Source organism: Arthrobacter sp. JZ12 (assembly GCF_035189165.1).
Lineage (GTDB): Bacteria > Actinomycetota > Actinomycetes > Actinomycetales > Micrococcaceae > Arthrobacter_D.
The window spans coordinates 717,993-736,084 of the sequence record NZ_CP045246.1; the positions used below are offsets into that span (position 1 = coordinate 717,993).

The window sequence follows — 18,092 nt, forward strand, 5'->3', positions numbered from 1 at the left end:
TGTCGATGTACAGGATCATCGATCGCCGCGAAGGTCCGCGAGAATCTCGGCGGAGCTGCCCCCATGGCTGGTTCGCGGCAAGAGCCGGAAATCGACTACGCCCTGGTTTGCGGCCCGGACATTGCCTGAGAGCAGTAGGCGCTCGAACGGGTACGACGACGGCGGGATCAGGGTCGCGGCCACCTCGCCGTTGTTCGTTCCAGTGATGATTTCTCCTGCGCGCACGCGTTCAAAGGATTTTGCTGCTTGAGTTTCGCAGCTCGCGATGAGGGATCGTGGTCATGGCTGCACCTCCGTGCAAGTGTAGCAACCGTGTCGAGAGTGAGACTGCCGCTGTGAAGAAACGGCGCTCCGTTCACCCAGGTAAGCATCAGGCGTCACCAAAGTGTCACCGGCGGTGCGTAGCCTGTGCTCACCGCATCAGAACAGGAGTTGATTTCACGTGTCAGAACGTTCCTTCAAGGGCCAGCGCCGAGCCGTGGCGGCAGTTGCCCTCGGCTGCGTCGCAGCACTGGGCCTCGCGCCCGCAGCATCAGCCGAACCCGGTGCCGATCAGGGCTCCAATGGCAAGACCGCGACGATCACCGTCATGGGCACCAGCGATCTCCACGGCTACATCGAGAACTGGGACTACTTCACCAACGCCGAGTACACCGACTCGGGATCCAACGACATCGGGCTCGCCAAGATCTCGAGCCTGGTCAAACAGGTCCGTGCTGACCGAGGCGAGGAGTCAACCCTCCTGATCGACAACGGCGACACCGTCCAGGGGTCCGCACTGACTGACTACTTCGCCAACGTGGAACCCGTCGAGGAAACCGGCGAAACGCACCCGATGGCTGCCGCCATGAATGCCCTGGGCTACGACGCGATGACCGTGGGCAACCACGAGTTCAACTACGGACTGCCGCTACTGAGCACCTTCGAGGAGCAGATCGACTTCCCGCTCCTCGGCGCCAACGTGGCCGACTGGACCACCGGCGAAGCCGCCTTCACCCCCTACGTACTGAAGACCGTCAAGCTCAAGGGACAGAAGCCCATCAAGGTCGGCATCCTCGGACTCACCACTCCTGGCAGCGCCATCTGGGACAAGAACAACGTCGAGGGCGAACTGCGCTTCCTCAGCATGGTCGAGCAGGCTGAGAAGTATGTTCCAGAGATGAAGGCGGAAGGTGCCGACGTCGTCGTTGTCAGTGCCCACTCCGGCCCCTCCGGCACCTCGTCCTACGGCGACAGCCTTCCGCTGGAGAACGCCTCCACCGCAATTGCGGAGCAGGTTCCCGGCATCGATGCCATCCTCGCCGGACACGAGCACCGCGAAATCGCTGAGCAGTTCATCACCAACGAGGTGACCGGCGAGCAGGTACTCCTCACCGAACCGAAGCAGTGGGGCCAGCGCCTCTCAGTGATGGACTTCGAGCTGACCAAGGTCCGCGGACAGTGGGAGGTCACCTCGGCTTCCTCCGAACTGCTGAACGCCAACACGGTGCCGGCGGATCCAGAGATATCGGAGCTAGTTGCCGACCAGCACCAGCGCACCATCGACTACGTCAACACTCCGATCGGCACCGCCACAGCGACCATGTCGGCAGCCGAGTCCCGCTACCGCGACACCGCGGTGATGGACTTCGTCAACAAGGTGCAGGCCGATGCGCTTGACCAGGCCCTCGAAGGCACCCCGAACGCCGACCTGCCGGTCCTGTCACTTGTGGCGCCCTTCAACCGTGCAGCCGTCATCCCCGAGGGTCCCGTAACCATCCGCGACATGGCAGGCCTCTACGTCTTCCCGAACACCCTCTCCGGTGTCGAGATGACCGGTGCCCACATCAAGGACTACCTCGAGTTCTCGGCCAGGTACTTCAACCAGACCGCTCCCGGCACTCTGATCGATCCTGCCACGCTGACCAACGCCGGCGGCACCCCTGACTACAACTACGACATGTTCTCCGGCGTTTCCTACGACATTGACATCAGCAAGCCGGTAGGGGAGCGGATCGTCAACCTCAGCTACAACGGTGCTCCGATCGAAGCGGCCCAGCGCTTCGCCGTCGCCACCAACAACTACCGGCAGTCGGGCGGCGGAAACTTCCCGCACATCGCTACGGCTCCGGTGCTTGCGAACCACACCGTCGAGATCCGCCAGCTCCTCATCGACTACCTGGTGGCACAGGGCAGCATCGACCCGGCCGACTTCTTCGAGCAGAACTGGCAGCTCACCCGAAACGGAGAGCCCGTCTTCAACTAGTACGCAGAAGCGACTCCCTCTCGCGCCGTCATTGCGCGGAGACCAGTACGACGGCGATGCCTCGGCCAGGTGCCGGGGCGTCGCCTTTTTAGCCGCTGCGCACGAGCACCCATAACCCCATTGACGTCAATCCAGCGGGAGCGCATAATCCTAACTGTGTTAGGAAATCCTACGAGCGATAGGGTTGCCAAGCGGCGGGAAGCCGTTCGCCGGGAAATCGTCGACGCTGCCTGGGCTATCGCCCGGCGGGACGGACTGGCTGCCGTGACCCTACGGGAGGTCGCGGCAAGCGTGGGGATGCGGGCGCCGTCCCTCTACACTCACTTCGAATCCCGCAACGCCATCTTTGACAGTATGTTCGCCGACGCCTGGCAGGACTGCCTCGACCAAATGGAAGCGGAAATAGGTGATGCACCGAGAGAGACGGTCAGGGACTTCCTGAAATGGAACTCGCGCACCTTCTTCGCGTTCTGCGTCGGCGATCCCGCACGCTTCCAGCTCATGAACCAGCGAACCATCCCCGGCTTCGAACCTACCCCCGATTCCTATGCGCCTTCGATCAAAGCGCTCGAACGGTTTCGACAGGAACTGGAACCCTTTGGGCTGACCCGGCAGGAAGACATCGACCTCTACACCGCGCTGCTGGGAGGGCTCATTGACGCCCAACTGGCCAACGATCCCGGCGGCAACCGCTGGGAGAAACTGCTGGACCGCGCCGTCGACATGTACGTTGACGGCCTGGACCTGCCCCTCCAAAGAGCTGACACCTCTTCAACGAAGAAGAACTGATCCTTCAAGGACTTTGCCATGATCACCGAGACTCCAGCGGCCGGGACGAAAGAACACCCGCGCCGTCCTGCGCTGGAACGCACCACAGCCATGCGGCTGGCACGAGACGAATACGCGCGAGTGGCGGACGCCGTCGTCGGCCTTTCGCCTGGCCAGTGGACTATGCCGACCGACTGTCCGGCGTGGGATGTCCGCGCCATGGTTGCCCACATCTGCGGCATGGCCGCGATGGCGGCCACGCCCTGGGAGACGGCCCGCCAGAACCTGAAGGCGAATAAGGAGATGAAACGGACCGGCGCCGAGCAGATCGACGCACTCACCGGCCTGCAGGTATCGGAGCGCGAGGGTAAGACGCCGCAGGAGCTCACTGCGGAACTGCAGGCGATCGGACCGAAAGCGGCCCGCGGGCGCCGTCTCACGCCGTCGTTCATTCGAAACCGGCGCCTGCCCGATGAGCAGGGTCAAGACGGAGTAGTGGAGTGGTGGACCATCGGCTACCTGCTGGACGTGATCCTCACCCGCGACCCATGGATGCACCGCATCGACCTCAGCCGCGCCACCGGAACACAGCTCGTGCTCAGCCAGCAACATGACGGGGTGATAGTCGACGACGTCGTCCGAGAGTGGGCGGGACGGCACGGACAGCCCTACCGGCTGCATCTCACCGGTCCTGCCGGCGGCACCTGGGGAACCGACGACGGCGGCGAGCACCTCGAGCTGGATGCGATTGAATTCTGCCGCATACTTTCCGGTCGTCCGTCACAGGACCCCGTAGCGGGAGCGGCTCTCCTGAAGACGAAGGTTCCGTTCTAGGCGCACTCGAGTCAAACTCCGCCGTCGTAGTCTGTAACCTCAAGCAACCGAAGTTAACGCGTTTTCAGCACTGGGTATAGGGGTCGAGACCCTTGAATCATGTTGATTACCGGACTTCTGCTCGGAGCCGCCCTCGGGTTCGCAATGCAGCGCGGCCGCTTCTGCGTCACGGGTGCGTTCCGTGACCTGTGGATCGCCAAGAACACCCGTTGGCTGACCGCTTTCATGATCGTCGTCGCAATTCAGAGCGTGGGCGTCTTTGCGCTCGATGCGGTCGGGATCATCGCCCTCGAAGGCGACGCTTTCGCCTGGCTGGCAACGGTCATCGGTGCGTTCATCTTCGGCTTCGGCATTGTGCTGGCCGGCGGCTGCGCCACCGGAACGTACTACCGGTCCGGTGAAGGCCTGGTCGGGTCGTGGATTGCTCTGGCTGCGTACGCTCTTTTCGCCTCGATCTCCAAGACCGGCCCGCTGGCAGGAACCACGGAGTCCCTGCGTTCCATCACTGTCCCGCTTACGAGCATCCACGAGTCACTCGGCGTCAGCCCGTGGCTGCTGGTCGCGGTCCTGGGTGCCGGCGTCGCCCTCGCGGTCCGGTACCACCTGCGCAAGCCGAAGCTGAACATCGCCTCGCTGCCCTCCAACCGCACCGGCCTCGCGAAGGTCCTGTTCGACAAGCCGTGGGGCGCCTTCACCACCGCCGTGGTCATCGGCATCATCGCGATCCTCGCCTGGCCGCTGAGCTGGGCAACCGGCCGCGAGTCGGGCCTCGGCATCACGACGCCTTCCTCCAACCTCGCCGGATTCCTGGTCACAGGCGACACCGAGCTCGTGGACTGGGGCGTCTTCCTGGTGCTCGGCCTGCTGGTCGGTTCCTTCATCGCCGCCAAGTTCAGCGGCGAGTTCAAGGTCCGCGTTCCGGACGCCACGCAGACCGTCCGCAGCATCGGCGGCGGCGCGCTGATGGGCGTCGGCGCGGCTTGGGCCGGCGGCTGCACCATCGGCAACGCAATGGTAAACACCGCGCTCTTCGGCTACCAGGGCTGGGTTTCCCTGATCTTCATGATCCTGGGCACCGGCGCGGCGGCCAAGCTGTTCATCGCCCCCCGCAAGAAGACCGGAACGACGGCGGAACCCGCCTTCGCGTCCGCCAAGTAACCTCCTCAGCAGCAACAGATCCAGCAAGAAGGACCTCCACCATGGCACAGCACATCCTCGAAACCGACGGCCAGGTCTGCCCCTTCCCGCTAGTGGAAGCCAAGGCGGCAATCGAAAGCATCCCGGTGGGCGACGAGCTCGTCATCAACTTCGACTGCACGCAGGCCACCGATTCCATCCCGCGGTGGGCGGCCGAGAACGGCTACCCGGTCACCAACTTCGACCGCCGCGGCGACGCAGAATGGACCATCACCGTACAGAAGGCCTGAACGGATCAGCCTGACTGAGTCTGTTCAACTTTGGAGCTGCGGCTTTCGAGCCGCAGCTCCAGGTCGTTCATCACGATGGCCGCTAGATCCTCGAGCATCCCGGTCTCTTCGAGCGTGAACTGGCGGGACTCAGTATCCAGGATGCAGAGCGTCCCCAGGTTGTAACCATCGCGGGTCCGCAGCGGAACACCTGCGTAGAACTTCAGGCCGTACTCGCCTGCTACCAGGGGGTTGGATAAGGCCCGCGGATCGGTCGGGGCATCCTCGATGACCCAAGGTTCGTCCTGGAGGATGGCTGAGGCGCACAGTCCCGGGTCCCGGTCGAGTTGCTCTACGTCGGTCCCGTGGTGGGATTTGAACCAGATGCGGTCGTGGTCGACGACGCTGACTATTGCCGTCGGGACGGAGAAGATGCGTGCGGCGAGCGATGTTACGCGGTCAAACGCACCATCAGGCGGCGTGTCGAGGATGTTGTAACGACGGACGGCAGCCAACCGCTCCTCTTCATCGTCCGGAAAGAGGGAATCACCGAGCTTGTGCCGGGAGCGGCCGGCGGAAGTCAGCTCATACAGCGCCATCGAGACTTCGCGGGCAGAGGGCCTTTCAGAGGGGTCCCTGGAGGTCATTGCTCTCAGCAGGGCCGACCACTGTGGGTTGAGGTCTGCCGGAATTTCTGGATCGCGGAAGAGCCTCACGACGGCGCTCTCCACGGCAGGCCCTGGGAATTCCAGCTTGCCCGTAATGCACTGAAGCAAAACAAGGCCCAACGCATAGATATCGCTGGCGGGTCTGATCGGTTCGCCCCTGACCTGCTCCGGACTCATGTAGGCGACGGTCCCCGTCATGTAAGTGCCGTTGTCCTCCTTGGTACCGGCCAGGGCGGCGACGCCGAAGTCTGTCAGCTTGGCCCGCATGCGGGCGTCCTCAGTGCCGTAATCGAAGAGCATGACGTTGGCCGGCTTGATGTCCCGGTGGACCACCGACTGGCTGTGGATATAGTTCAGGCCCTCGGCCAGATCGAATCCGATTTGCGCGGTGTGGCGCAATGCCAGGGGTCCCAGTGCAAGGCGGTGCCGCAGGTCGAGACCGTGAACCAGTTCCATGACCAGATAGACCCGGGGAGAAGCAGGGTCGCTCAGGTCCGAGCCGGCGTCAAGCAGAGCAACCAGGCTGTGGTGGTTCAGCCGTGCGAGTACTTTGACCTCGTCGTCGTTGCGGCGTTGTTGATCCTCGTCGAGCGCGGCTGTGGGCAGGATCTTGATCGCCACATCCCGTCCCAGGAACTCGTCCCGGGCCCGGTGTACCGTCCCCTTCGCTCCGAGCCCGATCCGCTCCAGCAGGCGGTACCGCCCGCCGAAGAAAACCTCGGGAGCGCTGACAGTGGTCGTCTCGACCATGATTTCCCTTCTTGGCAGGTCTGTTTGGTGAGCGACGACATGGGGTCGTCAGCGCTACATAGCTGCCGGGCTAACTCCAACGGTACGGCATTGTCTAGTAATCCCGCCGCAGCGGGGGATCCTGACCGCCGGCGCGCTGCACCAGCACCTGGTTCACACCGTTCAGCCCCCGCTCGAACCCAAGCGCACTCGACGCCATGTACAGACGCCATACCCGGGCCCTACCCTCACTCGTAAGCCGCACCGCCTCGTCCCAGTTCTCCTCGAGGTTCCGGACCCAGGCGCGAAGGGTGAGCCCGTAGTGTCGGCGCAGCGCTTCGACGTCGAGCACTTCCAGCCCGGCCGATTCCAGTGCTCCGATCATCCTCGTGAGACTGAGCATCTCGCCGTCGGGAAACACATAGCGGGGGATGAAAGAGTCCGGATCGGGCGGCATCTCGCCCGCGTTCCACGAGATTGCATGGTTGAGGAGCCGCCCGCCGGGTCGTAGCAGCGCGTGGAGCTTCCTCGCGTAAGCGTCGATCTGCTCCTGCCCGACATGCTCGGCCATCCCGATCGAGCTGATGGCATCGAATGGGCCGTCGTCGACATCGCGGTAGTCCTGCACGCGGATTTCAATGCGTTCTGAAAGCCCGACGTCGGCCGCCCGCTTGCGCGCGTACGTCGCCTGCTCCTTCGAAAGAGTGACGCCAACGACGTCGACCCCGTAGTTTTGCGCTGCGTGCAGCGCGAAGCTGCCCCAACCGCAGCCGACGTCGAGTACGCGCATTCCCTCGTGCAGGCCGAGCTTGCGGCACACCAGATCGAGCTTCGCCTCCTGAGCCGCGTCGAGCCCGGTGTCCGGGTCCTCCCACACCGCGCAGGAGTACACCATCGACGGACCGAGGACGAGCGCGTAGAAGTCGTTGCCGACGTCGTAATGGTGTGAAATCGCGGCGGCGTCGCGCTTCTTCGAATGCTTCCGGCCGGCGCGGTCCGGATTGATTTCCTCCGGCGGCGGAGCGGGCGGAAGGCCAAGTGCGCCGACTCCGACGGCGGCGCGCAGCAGCCTCCAGCGCTCGCCGAGGGTCGGAGGACGGAAGGCCTTCAGCTCGGCGAACTTGCCGACCGAGCTCAGCGCGGAGAAGCTCTCGAACAGGTCGCCGGGACCATCAATGTCCCCGGCCACATACGCGCGGCTCAGGCCGAGCTGGTTCGGAGACCAGAGCATCCGACGCAGTCCGCGCCGGGACCGGAACTCGATGACCGGCGCGTTGGACGGACCCGCTTCGGACCCGTCCCACGCTTTCAGCCGCAGCGGAATCTCATCGGTTCCGAGGATGATCCCGAGGGCTTCGGCAAGCCGTGGCGCTACTCCCTTTGTCTTCGCCATGGGTTCTTGTGTACTCCGGTTTGAGCTCCGCGACCAGAGGTATATGGAACGTCGGCAACGCATGTAACGATTACGCGGCGGACACGTGGGACCGGGAACAGTTGAGCAGTGGGCCGCATTCGTTCCCGAAGGCAACTAGGATGCTTGAGGGCATCTCGCCCTTTTGATTGCTCATGGGGGGACGGGATTTATGACCCAGCCAGGCCTGATTTCCACGAACGCGCTGACTCCGCCGGACTTGTTCTGGCGCGCCACGGCCGCAATTGTCTTCGGCGTCGGGACCCTGTGCGGGGTGACACTCGCGCTCGCGCCGTTGCTGTTGTTTGTTGTCCACCGGAATGCCTGGCTCCTGCTTCTCCTGCCAGTGGTGCCGGCAGGAGCCTGGATGGCGGTCAAGATCTTTGGGCACTGGCGCAAGTTGCGCTGGCACTACGCGCACCTGTCCGCGTTCACCCTGTTCCGGGAGCGCATCGAGTCCGTGGAGTGGCGCAGCCCCTTCGGCAAGGGCGTGCAACTTGCCATCGACGAGCCGGCCCGCCGGCGGACCATTCCACTCACCGCGGTGACCTCCGTGGTGGCGTCCTTCGCTATCGTCCGCCGGACGCTGACGCCCCGCGGCATGCCCGTCACTGAGACTGCTCCTGTCCTGTACATCCGGTACGACGACGACGGCCGCCAGGACCTGCTCAGCGTGCCCTTCTCATCGCACAAGGATGAGAGCGTTGACCTGTGGCTGAGCCACTTCGCGAGTGCAGGAATTCCGCTGCTTTACACTCCGCGGGTCCTTTTCCGACACGACACTCAGGTTCTTGATGACGCCGGCAGGTTGGAGCATCTCAACGCTGCGGGGGACCTCGTTCCTTACACCTTCTCGGATGGCTGGTTGGCCGACGAGCAGGAGCTTGCTACCCGGTGGGTCGCGCTCGACCAACAGGTCCGCCAGGCGGAAGAGGCCAAGGATCCTGAGCTTAAGAACAGGCGCGCCCGGCACCCGGCCCGGACCTGGTTTTTGACGGGGCTGATTTTCGTCTGGCTGTTAACTGCTGTGTTCTTCCAGCAGCTGGCGGCAGAGCGCGGGTACCTTGAGCCGTTCAACCCGCTAGTCAGCCTCCTGTGTGTCCTCGCTTTCGGATTCGGGTTCTTCTACTTTCTCCGCAGCTACCTTCGCTGGCCCTACATATTCATCTATTCCGGGGGAGTGCTCATTGCCTCTGTCTGGGCGTTGATCCCCAGCCGCCCCGGTCTGGAGGAGGAAGTGTGGTCCGGCTTCTTCTTTGCCGCCCTTGTATTTCAGCCGTTCTGCTGGCTTCCGTACCTTGTGGTCAAGGCCGGAACGAGAATGCGTGGGGCGCGGCTGAATGCCCGTGGTAGCCACCCGACGAAGGCATCGGTCTAGCGCACGCTTACCTGCCCGCCGTCGACCTCCCAGCGCGCGTCGAGCCGCACGTTCGCGAGCATCCTCCGGTCGTGCGTGACCAGCAGGAGCGCTCCCGTGTAACTCTCCAACGCCTCCTCAAGCTGCTCGATTGCCGGAAGATCAAGATGGTTGGTGGGTTCATCGAGCACCAGCAGATTCACCCCGCGCGCCTGCAGCAGCGCCAGCCCCGCCCGGGTCCGCTCGCCGGGGGAGAGCCTGCCGACCAGGGCGCCGCTCTGATCCGTCTTCAACCCGAACTTGGCGAGCAGCGTGCGGACCTCCGCCTGGGAAAACTCGGGCACCGCGGCCTCGAACGCCGCCGCAAGGGTTGCGTCCTCGGCAAGCTGGCTCCGCGCCTGGTCTATTTCCCCGACGGCGACATTGCCACCCAGCGAGGCAGCGCCGTCGTCGGGGGCCTGATGCCCGAGGAGCAGCCGCAGCAGCGTCGACTTACCGGCACCGTTGGGACCGGTAATGCCGATCCGCTCGCCCGCGTTGAGCTGCAGCGACACCGGACCGAGCGTGAAGTCACCCTGCCGGGCAACCGCGGCGTTGAGCGTCGCAACCACAGAGCTTGAACGCGGCGCCGAGCCGATCGTGAACTGTAGCTGCCACTCCTTGCGCGGTTCCTGCACCTCTTCGAGACGTGCGATCCGCGACTCCATCTGACGCACCTTCTGCGCCTGCTTCTCGGAAGACTCCACGCTGGCACGGCGCCGGATCTTGTCATTGTCCGGGTTTTTCTTCATCGCGTTCCGGACGCCCTGCGAACTCCACTCGCGCTGCGTGCGGGCACGCGCAACGAGGTCCTGCTTCTTCTCGGCGTACTCCTCGTAGGCTTCGCGGGCGTGCCGCTTCGCCACGGCGCGTTCCTCGAGAAAGGCGTCGTAGCCGCCGTCGTACACGGCCACGGAGTTCTGTGCCAGATCCAGTTCGACGACGGTGGTCACGCAGCGCGCCAGGAATTCCCGATCGTGGGACACGAGAACGGCCCCTCCCCGGAGATTCCGCATGAACTCCTCAAGCCGCGCCAACCCGTCAAGGTCCAGGTCGTTGGTCGGTTCATCCAGCAGCACGATGTCGAAGCGGCTGAGCAACAGCGCCGCCAGTGCCACTCGAGCGAGCTGGCCACCCGACAGCCCCGTCACCAATGCGTCCTGCGCAACCCCGGGCGCGACGTCGGCAAGCACCTCCGGGAGCCGATCCTCCAGATCGGCGGCGCCGGAGGCGAGCCAGTGATCGAGGGCGGAGGCATAGCGGTCGTCAGCGCCCTTGGCTCCGGTGCCCAGCTCCTCGGCTGCCAACTCCATCGCGATTGTTGCGGCGGCGGCTCCCGTGCGGCGGGCGATGTACTGCTCCACAGTTTCGTCCGGGGTCCGCTCGTGTTCCTGCGGCAGCCACCCGACAAACGCATCCTTCGGGGACGTCATCACGGTTCCCGCCAGCGGCTCATCCACCCCGGCAAGCAGGCGAAGCAGGGTGGACTTCCCGGCACCGTTGGCTCCTACCACCCCGACCACGTCACCCTGGATGACGGTGAGATCCAGGCCGGAGAACAATGTGCGGTGGGCGTGGCCGCCGGAGAGCGCCTTGGCCACGAGGGTTGCAGTCATTGGTTCAGTTTAGGAGCCACCGCTGAAGTTACCCGCGGGTAACAAGATGGGGGCGCACCCTGTGTCCTTATCGTTGATCGGGTGAGGAACTCCTGTTGCCCGGCTGTTGCGTGCCCTCTCATAACGTTGGAACAACACCTGGGAAGCCGTCCAGACACAGGCGGAACCTTCAAATCAGCAGTACCCCCAGGACGGGGTGCGGGGACGTGTCCCCCCACCGTTCCCGCACCCTTTCATTCGGACGGCGCAACGCCGCCCGGACTGAATAAGCCTGCACCCTCCCACCGTTCGGGGAGGGTGCAGTGCTTCGGCCGCGAAGGGACGTGAAGGAAACCGAAACCATGAGTGCACTTACCGGGTGCGGCAAAGCTACCTGTGCGCTGGGCAGGGGCTGCTGATGCGCCCTCCGCTACGCGGGATCGTGATTACGACGGCGGGACTGGGACTCGCACTCATTCAGGCGATCGAGGGGCTGCGGTTTCTGCGCGATACCCAGTACCTATCGCTGTTATTGCTCGTGTTCGGCATCCTTGCAGCCGCCGCCAGCCTCAAGCTGTGGCGGAACTACTGCTTTGGGTGTCGTATCGTTCTAGCGTTGATCTCCGTCGCCACCGTCATCGGGCATCTTCTCTCGCTCACCGTAGGCCTGCCCGGAACCGTCGCCGATGCTTGGATGGGAAGCAACGCGGTTCTGGGCGTAATTTCGGTGGCACTCGGCCTTCTCATTATGGTGCTGCTCCTCCCGCGCTTCTTCCACCCACGCCCGGATACGAATGCCCGGCCACCGGTATGATTCCCAGCGTGGGGACCTCGATTCTGCTGGTGGAGGACGACGACGGCATCGCGCTGCCGCTGGTACGCACCCTTGAGCGCGAGGGCTACAACGTTCAGCGGGTTTCGGAGGGCCTTCCCGGGATCACCCTCGCAGCACACGAACCCTTCGACCTCATCGTCCTGGACCTTGGGTTGCCCGACATCGAAGGTCTCGAGGTCTGCCGCCGAATCCGCGAGTCGGGCTTCAACGGCGGCATCCTCATTCTTACCGCCCGGGGCGGCGAGCTCGACCGCGTGGTGGGCCTAGACATTGGAGCGGACGACTACATGGCCAAGCCCTTCGGGCTGGCCGAACTGCTCGCCCGCACCCGGGCGCTGCTTCGCCGCACCGTCGTGCGCGGCCAGCCGGCGCCGTCGTCGTCCTCGCCCGACACCGGTGGGCCGACCTTTCGACTGGATCGGCAGGGCCGCCGCGCCTCGATAAGGGGAGCCGAGCTTCCGCTCACGGCCAAGGAATTCGACGTGCTGGCGCTGCTCGACCAGGACCGGGGAGCGGTGGTCACACGTGAACGGTTGATGGACGAGGTGTGGGACGAGAATTGGTTCGGCTCCACGAAGACCCTCGACGTTACGGTCGGCAGGCTGAGGCAGAAGCTCGATGACGCGGGAGGCGACATCCGGGTCGTCACAGTGCGGGGAGTAGGCTTTCGGCTGGAGGACGGCCCGGAGGATGCGTGAGCGGCTGATCGCGGCATTTGTGGGTCTGGCGATCGTCGTGGTTGCACTCTATGGCGTGCCGCGGGCCTACGTTGTGGCGGACCAGGCCTTGCAGTTCGAGCAGCAGAAGATCGAGCGCGCCGCGGACCTGCTGGCCGTCACGTTGCCCGATGTCGCCGAGAGCAGGGGAATTACAGTTTCCTATCTGCAAACACTCCTGCAGGAAGGCGATCGGGTCAGCTATACGGATCCGACAAGCGCCGTGCTCTCCGCCGGTCCGGAGCTGACCGGCCACCCGGACGACATCAGGGTCACCCGGCAACTCGGCAACGGCTCGTCGGTCACACTCGAACGCACCGGGACTTTGGTTGCCGACCGTGTTGCCGGAGCAGTGATGCCCGTGGTCCTCATCGGTCTGGCGCTCATTGTGTTCTCGGCGTTCGCCGGATTCATCCTGGCGCGGCTGCTAGCCCGACCGTTCCAGGAGCTCGCCGTCGTCGCCGAACAGCTGGGTACCGGCAAATTCGACCTCGAGGAGAAGCAGTACTCGGTCCCCGAAGCGCAGGAGATCGGGACAGCGTTGCATACGAGTTCCCAGGCGCTCGCCGAACTTTTGCGGCGGGAACGTGAATTCGCCGCCAACGCTTCCCACCAGCTCCGCACGCCGATCACCGCGCTGCGCCTCGAGCTAGAGGATCTGAGCTACTGGAAGGAGACCCCGCCGACGGTAGCCGCGCAGCTGAACCACTCGCTGGGCGAAATCGACCGGCTTTCCACGGCGGTGAGCGAGCTCCTCGAACTGGCGCGCGGGCATCGGCCGGCCGGTGCCAGGGAGCTGGACCTCGCCACCGTTGCGACCGAAGCGGCCAACCGGTGGCAGCGCCAGACAGAGGCACGCAACCGCAGGATCGTCAGCGGTTCGGGCGCAATTCCTGCGGTCACCAACCCCGGTCCGGTGAACCAGATTCTCGATGTCCTGATCGAGAACGCCCTCAATCACGGGAAGGGTGCCATCACCGTGCAGGCGGCCGACGCCGGCAGCCACCTCAGCCTGTCCGTCAGCGACGAGGGTCCTCGCCCGCGCAGCGACCGCATCTTCGCGCGGCGGACGGCATCGAATGCTTCCGGCTCTGCGGCGGCTTCGGGTTCTGGTTCGGGGGAGGGCATCGGTCTCGCCGTGGCGTCCGAGCTGGCCGACGCCATCGGCGGGCACCTGGTGTTAGGTCCTGAGGAGCACACGACGTTCACGCTCATGCTCCCGAAGCGGTCCCGCCCCTAGCCTGGGTCCACCTCCGCAAACCGTACTGCCGCGCCGGGCCTGAGCTGTGCGGCGGTGGGCAGGTCCTCGGGCACGACGACGCCGATCACCGGATACCCGCCGGTCACCGGATGGTCGGCGAGGAACAGAACAGGCAGGCCCGACGGCGGCACTTGCAGCGCCCCGGCAACGACCCCTTCGCTGGGCAGTTCACCTTCGCGGACCCGCTCAAGCGGCTGCGCCTTTCCGGCACGATCCTCGATGGGAAGTCCGAGGCGCAGACCCACGCGGTTGGACTCGGCGGTCACGTTCCATTCCTGTCCGGTGAGGGTGTTCAGGGAGTTGAAGGTGAACCAGTCGTCGCGGGGTCCGCGCACGAACCGCAGGGTCACCGGCCCATCGTCTTTTACAAGTTCGGCGGGCAGCGTCGACGGCTCCGGCTCGCCAACCACGTGCCCTCGGGTCACTTCACCTACCGGCAACACAGAGCCGGAGCTGAGCGGCTCCGGCCCGATCCCCGACAGCAGGTCAGTCGCTCGGCTGCCCAGCACCGGCGGAACATCGAAGCCGCCGCGCACGGCAAGATAGGTGCGGAGGCCGGCGTCGGGCGTTGGAATGTGCAGCTCCTCGCCGGTGTGCAGGGCGAACCCGGCGCACATCGGAGCTGATCGCTCCCCGTACGGCCCCGTTATCCGGGCCGACACCGAGGCGCCGGTAAGCGCCGCGGTCACCTCACCGGTGGTGTGCACCGCCAGTCCACCAAAAACCATTTCGACGACGGCGTCCCCCGGTTCATTGCCCACCAGGCGGTTGGCCTGGCGGGCACTCACGAGGTCGGCCGCTCCGGAAGGAGAGACGCCGAGGTCGCCCAGCCCGAGCCGGCCAAGGTCCTGCAGCAGTGACTGGGGTCCGGGCGATAGAACCTCGAGCGAGCAGGGGAAGGCACTACCGCGCGGGCCACCGACGTCGTCCTTGTTGAGGTGCGCGCTGGAGGTTTCGATGAGTTCGCGGACCGCGAGGTACTGCACTCTCATACCCGGCCGCAGGAGGGCGGGCGGGCTTCGGTGCAGGTCCCACAGGCGTGCAGCGGTGCGGCCGATCAGCTGCCAGCCGCCGGGGGAGCGGCGCGGATAGACGGCGGAGAAGTTGCCGGCCAGCGCCACCGAGCCGGCCGGAACGGCAGTGCGTGGCGTGCTGCGGCGCGGGACGTTAAGACCGTCGTGCTCGCCGACCATATAGGCGAATCCGGGCGCGAACCCGCCGAAGGCAGCGGTCCATACCTGGTCGGTGTGGGCGGCGATGACTCCGTCTACTCCCAGTCCGGTGAGCCGGCCCACTTCGGTGAGGTCCTCGCCGTCGTACACCACTTCGATCTGAACCAGATCAGCGGATGCCGCGCCGATGGCGGGCGCCGCGACATCCAGTGCCGCGATGACCGGTCGGGCTGCACGGGCGGCAGCGGAGGAACGGAAGACGACGAGGACAGTCTCCGCGGCGGCGAGGACGTCGACCTGCCCCTCGAGGGGACGCTCCTGAAGGTGTGAGTGTAGGGCGAGGACTGCGTTCAAAGAGTCGAGGTCAACGAGGAGGGCCTGCGTTCCTGCCCATCGGATGTCGCGCACCTTCCCGGGAAGGTCCCCTGACAGCGAAACAGGGGTCACACAAAGCTCCGGATTGTCACGCCGGCGGCTTCCAGTTCGCGGCGGACGACGGCGGCCATCGCCACAGCGCCGTCGGTGTCGCCGTGCAGGCAGATGCTTTCGGCGTTCGTCTTCAGAGCGGTACCGTCGCGCGCGATGAGGACGCCCTCGGTGGCAAGCCGGACCATGTTGGCGGCGACGGTCTTTTCGTCGTGCAGGACGGCACCGGGTTCGCGGCGGGAGACCAGGGTGCCGTCCGAATTGTAGGCGCGGTCGGCGAAGGCTTCGGCAACTCCGCGAAGCCCGGCGGCTTCGGCTTTCTTCAGGGCGACCGAGCCGGGCAGGAGCAGCAGGGGGAGGTCGCCGCCGAAGGAGCGGACGGCGTCGACCACTGCCTGTGCCTGGACCTCGTGGGTGACGATCGTGTTGTAGAGGGCGCCGTGTGGTTTGACGTAACGGATCCGCCCGCCGGCCGACCGGGCAAGCGCGTCGAGCGCGCCGATCTGGTAGAGGACATCGTCGGCGAGTTCAGTGGGGGAGCAGTCGAGGAAGCGTCGGCCGAAACCGGCGAGGTCGCGGTAGCCCACGTGGGCGCCGATGGTGACGCCGGAGGCAACGGCGTCGCGGCAGGTCTGAGCGATGGTGGAGGGGTCGCCGGCGTGGAAGCCGCATGCCACGTTCGCGCTGGAGACGGAGCGGAACATGGCGGCGTCGTCGCCCATGGCCCAGCTGCCGAACGATTCGCCGACATCGCTGTTGAGGTCGATGGACGCCATGGTGATCCTCCTGCTGGGTGCGGCACGGCATCCCTCACGCTACATGCTGGCGCATCCACTCGAAACTTTGGACTGTGGGGCCCTGCGGGCGGTACTCACATCCGATCAAGCCCTCGTAAGTGCTGCTTTCTACAGCCGAGAAGAAGGATTGGAAGTCGATGCGGCCGGTTCCCGGCTGCCCTCGGCCCGGGCTATCAGCGATCTGGACGTGCCCGATTCGCTCAGCGTGACGCTTCAGCTCCTGCGTCACATCATGCCCGTTGTTGTGCAGGTGATACGCATCGAACAGGAGCTTCACTGAGGATGAACCGACGCGGTCGACCACGGCCAGCGCGTCTTCCATCCTGAGGAGGGGATAGTCGCCATTTTCGCCGCCAGTGAGCGGTTCAAGCAGAATCTGCCCGTCGAAAGGTGCCACGGCGGCGGAGGCCCTCTTCAGGTTTTCGATAGCAGTCTCCTCCTGCTCGGCCGGTTCGATCCCTGGAAGCCGCTGCCCGTAGAGGGCATTGAACGACCGGCAGCCGGTGGACTGTGCCAACGCGTGCACCACGTCCAGGTTGGCGTCAAAAACTTCGCGTTGGTCGGGATGGGAAAGGATACCGCGGTCCCCGGATGACATATCCCCAGCGAAGAAGTTGAGACCGCTCAGAGCGACCCCGGCGCGGTCGAGCGCGGCAAGAAACGAATCAACCTCGAAGCGTGTTGGAACGGGTTGCTCAAAGGGCCACCAGCATTCAACTGCTCGAAATCCGGCTGCCCTGGCCGCTGCAGGGCGCTCGAGGAGAGGCAGCTCGGTGAACAGGATGGAGATGTTCGCTGTGAAGATCACGGTGCTCCTTCGGCTTCAGTACCCGAGGGGTTGACTCTCGGTTGGTAAATCGAAATACTAATGCACGTTGTGGCTCACATCACAAAGCTACGGCTTACTGATACAACGATTTACGAACAGTCGAAGGAGATTGCCCGTATGACCTCGATAGGATTCATCGGCCTGGGAATCATGGGTAGGCCGATGGCTGCCAACTTGGTCAAGGCGGGTCATTCCGTCTCGGCTTTCAGCCGCAGTCAAGAAAGCAGAAACGCTGCGTCCGCTCTAGGAATTCCGGTGGTCGAGTCGGTGAGGGCAGCAGTCGAAACCGCGGACGTGGTCATATCGATGCTGCCGGATTCCCCCGACGTTGAAGCGGTGGCCCTGGGCGATGAAGGTATTCTCGCCTCCCTCGGTCCGGGAGCCGGTTACATTGACATGAGCACGATCTCCCCTGCGGTGGCGCGGAGGATTGCAGCCGCGTTCCGCGACCAGGGTTACAGCGTACTGGATGCGCCTGTATCAGGAGGCGAAGCAGGAGCGAAAGAAGGCTCCCTCTCCATCATGGTCGGAGGAGACCAAGGAGACTTTGAGCGGTGGCATAAGGAACTGGGGGCCATGGGCACCACAGTGGTGCATGTCGGTGAATCGGGGGCGGGGCAGACAGTCAAGGCTGCCAACCAGTTGGTGGTGGCTGGGCACCTACAGATGCTCGCCGAAGCTGTTGTATTTCTTGAAGCCCAGCAGGCCGACGTCGGACTTGCCTTATCCGTTATTGCAAGGGGTCTTGGTGGCAGTACGGTGATCGACCGGAAGACCGCCGGCGTACTCGAGGATGACTATCGGCCGGGGTTCCGAGCGGAGCTGCACCACAAGGATCTGAACATAGTCAACGACGCAGCCCGGACGGCTGGGCTTTCCCTGCCGGTCACTTCACTGGTCTCCGGCCTTGTGCAATCCATTGTTGAGCGTGGCGATGGAGGGCTAGACCACTCGATTCTGGTCTCCTCCGCTCGCAATGCGAATGCAGCGGTCAACGCATGACG

Annotated in this window: 17 protein-coding genes; 10 read left to right on the forward strand and 7 right to left on the reverse strand. The window is 64.7% G+C overall.

Annotated elements, in window-relative coordinates:
• Positions 1–15: 15 nt before the first annotated feature.
• Positions 16–225, reverse strand: a complete 210-nt coding sequence (locus GC088_RS03460) for a prevent-host-death protein antitoxin of TAS system (protein ID WP_323960533.1) — start codon at positions 223–225, stop codon at positions 16–18.
• Positions 226–442: 217 nt separating this feature from the next.
• Between GC088_RS03460 and GC088_RS03465 the strand changes: the two genes are divergently transcribed.
• The 5 genes from GC088_RS03465 (at position 443) to GC088_RS03485 (ending at position 5,274) form a co-directional block, all read left to right on the forward strand.
• A complete protein-coding gene (locus GC088_RS03465; RefSeq protein WP_323960535.1) occupies positions 443–2,245 on the forward strand; it encodes a bifunctional metallophosphatase/5'-nucleotidase in 1,803 nt (600 codons plus the stop codon).
• A 156-nt stretch (positions 2,246–2,401) separates the two neighbouring features.
• Positions 2,402–3,034 (forward strand): TetR/AcrR family transcriptional regulator, encoded by a 633-nt coding sequence (locus GC088_RS03470; RefSeq protein ID WP_323960537.1) that lies wholly within the window; start codon positions 2,402–2,404, stop codon positions 3,032–3,034.
• Between the two features lie 18 nt (positions 3,035–3,052).
• Positions 3,053–3,847: a maleylpyruvate isomerase family mycothiol-dependent enzyme gene (locus GC088_RS03475; protein ID WP_323960539.1), complete on the forward strand. Its 795-nt coding sequence runs from the start codon at positions 3,053–3,055 to the stop codon at positions 3,845–3,847.
• A gap of 99 nt (positions 3,848–3,946) precedes the next feature.
• Positions 3,947–5,005: a YeeE/YedE family protein gene (locus GC088_RS03480; RefSeq protein WP_323960541.1), complete on the forward strand. Its 1,059-nt coding sequence runs from the start codon at positions 3,947–3,949 to the stop codon at positions 5,003–5,005.
• A 41-nt stretch (positions 5,006–5,046) separates the two neighbouring features.
• The gene (locus GC088_RS03485) at positions 5,047–5,274 is read left to right on the forward strand and encodes a sulfurtransferase TusA family protein (RefSeq protein WP_323960543.1); all 228 of its coding nucleotides are present in this window, start codon (positions 5,047–5,049) and stop codon (positions 5,272–5,274) included.
• 5 nt (positions 5,275–5,279) lie between these two features.
• Here GC088_RS03485 and GC088_RS03490 read toward each other — a convergent pair whose 3' ends face one another.
• Both GC088_RS03490 and GC088_RS03495 read right to left on the reverse strand, forming a co-directional pair.
• Positions 5,280–6,671, reverse strand: coding sequence for a protein kinase domain-containing protein (locus GC088_RS03490; RefSeq protein ID WP_323960545.1), 1,392 nt, complete (start codon positions 6,669–6,671; stop codon positions 5,280–5,282).
• Positions 6,672–6,765: 94 nt separating this feature from the next.
• Complete coding sequence (locus GC088_RS03495; protein WP_323960547.1) at positions 6,766–8,043, reverse strand: class I SAM-dependent methyltransferase; 1,278 nt, start codon at positions 8,041–8,043, stop codon at positions 6,766–6,768.
• 190 nt (positions 8,044–8,233) lie between these two features.
• Here GC088_RS03495 and GC088_RS03500 point away from each other — a divergent pair, with 190 nt between their 5' ends.
• The gene (locus GC088_RS03500; protein ID WP_323960549.1) at positions 8,234–9,439 is read left to right on the forward strand and encodes a hypothetical protein; all 1,206 of its coding nucleotides are present in this window, start codon (positions 8,234–8,236) and stop codon (positions 9,437–9,439) included.
• Here GC088_RS03500 and GC088_RS03505 read toward each other — a convergent pair.
• Positions 9,436–11,073 carry an ABC-F family ATP-binding cassette domain-containing protein gene (locus tag GC088_RS03505; protein WP_323960551.1) on the reverse strand — a complete coding sequence of 546 codons (1,638 nt, stop codon included), beginning with the start codon at positions 11,071–11,073 and terminating at the stop codon, positions 9,436–9,438. The two genes, GC088_RS03500 and GC088_RS03505, sit on opposite strands and share 4 nt — an antisense overlap.
• Positions 11,074–11,470: 397 nt before the next feature.
• On the opposite strand from GC088_RS03505, the gene GC088_RS03510 reads away from it, so the two are divergent.
• Genes GC088_RS03510 through GC088_RS03520 form a run of 3 tightly spaced genes read left to right on the forward strand, consistent with a single transcriptional unit; the run spans position 11,471 to position 13,843 of the window.
• On the forward strand, positions 11,471–11,866 hold the full coding sequence (locus tag GC088_RS03510) for a hypothetical protein (RefSeq protein ID WP_323960552.1): 396 nt from the start codon (positions 11,471–11,473) through the stop codon (positions 11,864–11,866).
• Positions 11,867–11,874: 8 nt separating this feature from the next.
• The gene (locus GC088_RS03515; RefSeq protein ID WP_416377492.1) at positions 11,875–12,585 is read left to right on the forward strand and encodes a response regulator transcription factor; all 711 of its coding nucleotides are present in this window, start codon (positions 11,875–11,877) and stop codon (positions 12,583–12,585) included.
• Entirely contained in the window at positions 12,578–13,843 is a 1,266-nt protein-coding gene (locus GC088_RS03520) for a sensor histidine kinase (RefSeq protein WP_323960556.1), read from the forward strand. Before GC088_RS03515 ends, GC088_RS03520 begins: the two co-directional genes overlap by 8 nt.
• Here the strand turns inward: GC088_RS03520 and GC088_RS03525 are convergent.
• Genes GC088_RS03525 through GC088_RS03535 form a run of 3 tightly spaced genes read right to left on the reverse strand, consistent with a single transcriptional unit; the run spans position 13,840 to position 17,067 of the window.
• On the reverse strand, positions 13,840–15,483 hold the full coding sequence (locus tag GC088_RS03525) for a 5-oxoprolinase subunit B/C family protein (RefSeq protein ID WP_323960558.1): 1,644 nt from the start codon (positions 15,481–15,483) through the stop codon (positions 13,840–13,842). The two genes, GC088_RS03520 and GC088_RS03525, sit on opposite strands and share 4 nt — an antisense overlap.
• The gene (locus tag GC088_RS03530; protein ID WP_323960560.1) at positions 15,480–16,238 is read right to left on the reverse strand and encodes a LamB/YcsF family protein; all 759 of its coding nucleotides are present in this window, start codon (positions 16,236–16,238) and stop codon (positions 15,480–15,482) included. Before GC088_RS03530 ends, GC088_RS03525 begins: the two co-directional genes overlap by 4 nt.
• Positions 16,239–16,272: 34 nt before the next feature.
• A complete protein-coding gene (locus tag GC088_RS03535) occupies positions 16,273–17,067 on the reverse strand; it encodes a hydroxypyruvate isomerase family protein (RefSeq protein ID WP_323960562.1) in 795 nt (264 codons plus the stop codon).
• A 138-nt stretch (positions 17,068–17,205) separates the two neighbouring features.
• Between GC088_RS03535 and GC088_RS03540 the strand changes: the two genes are divergently transcribed.
• Positions 17,206–18,090: an NAD(P)-dependent oxidoreductase gene (locus GC088_RS03540; protein ID WP_416377493.1), complete on the forward strand. Its 885-nt coding sequence runs from the start codon at positions 17,206–17,208 to the stop codon at positions 18,088–18,090.
• Positions 18,091–18,092 lie beyond the last annotated feature (2 nt).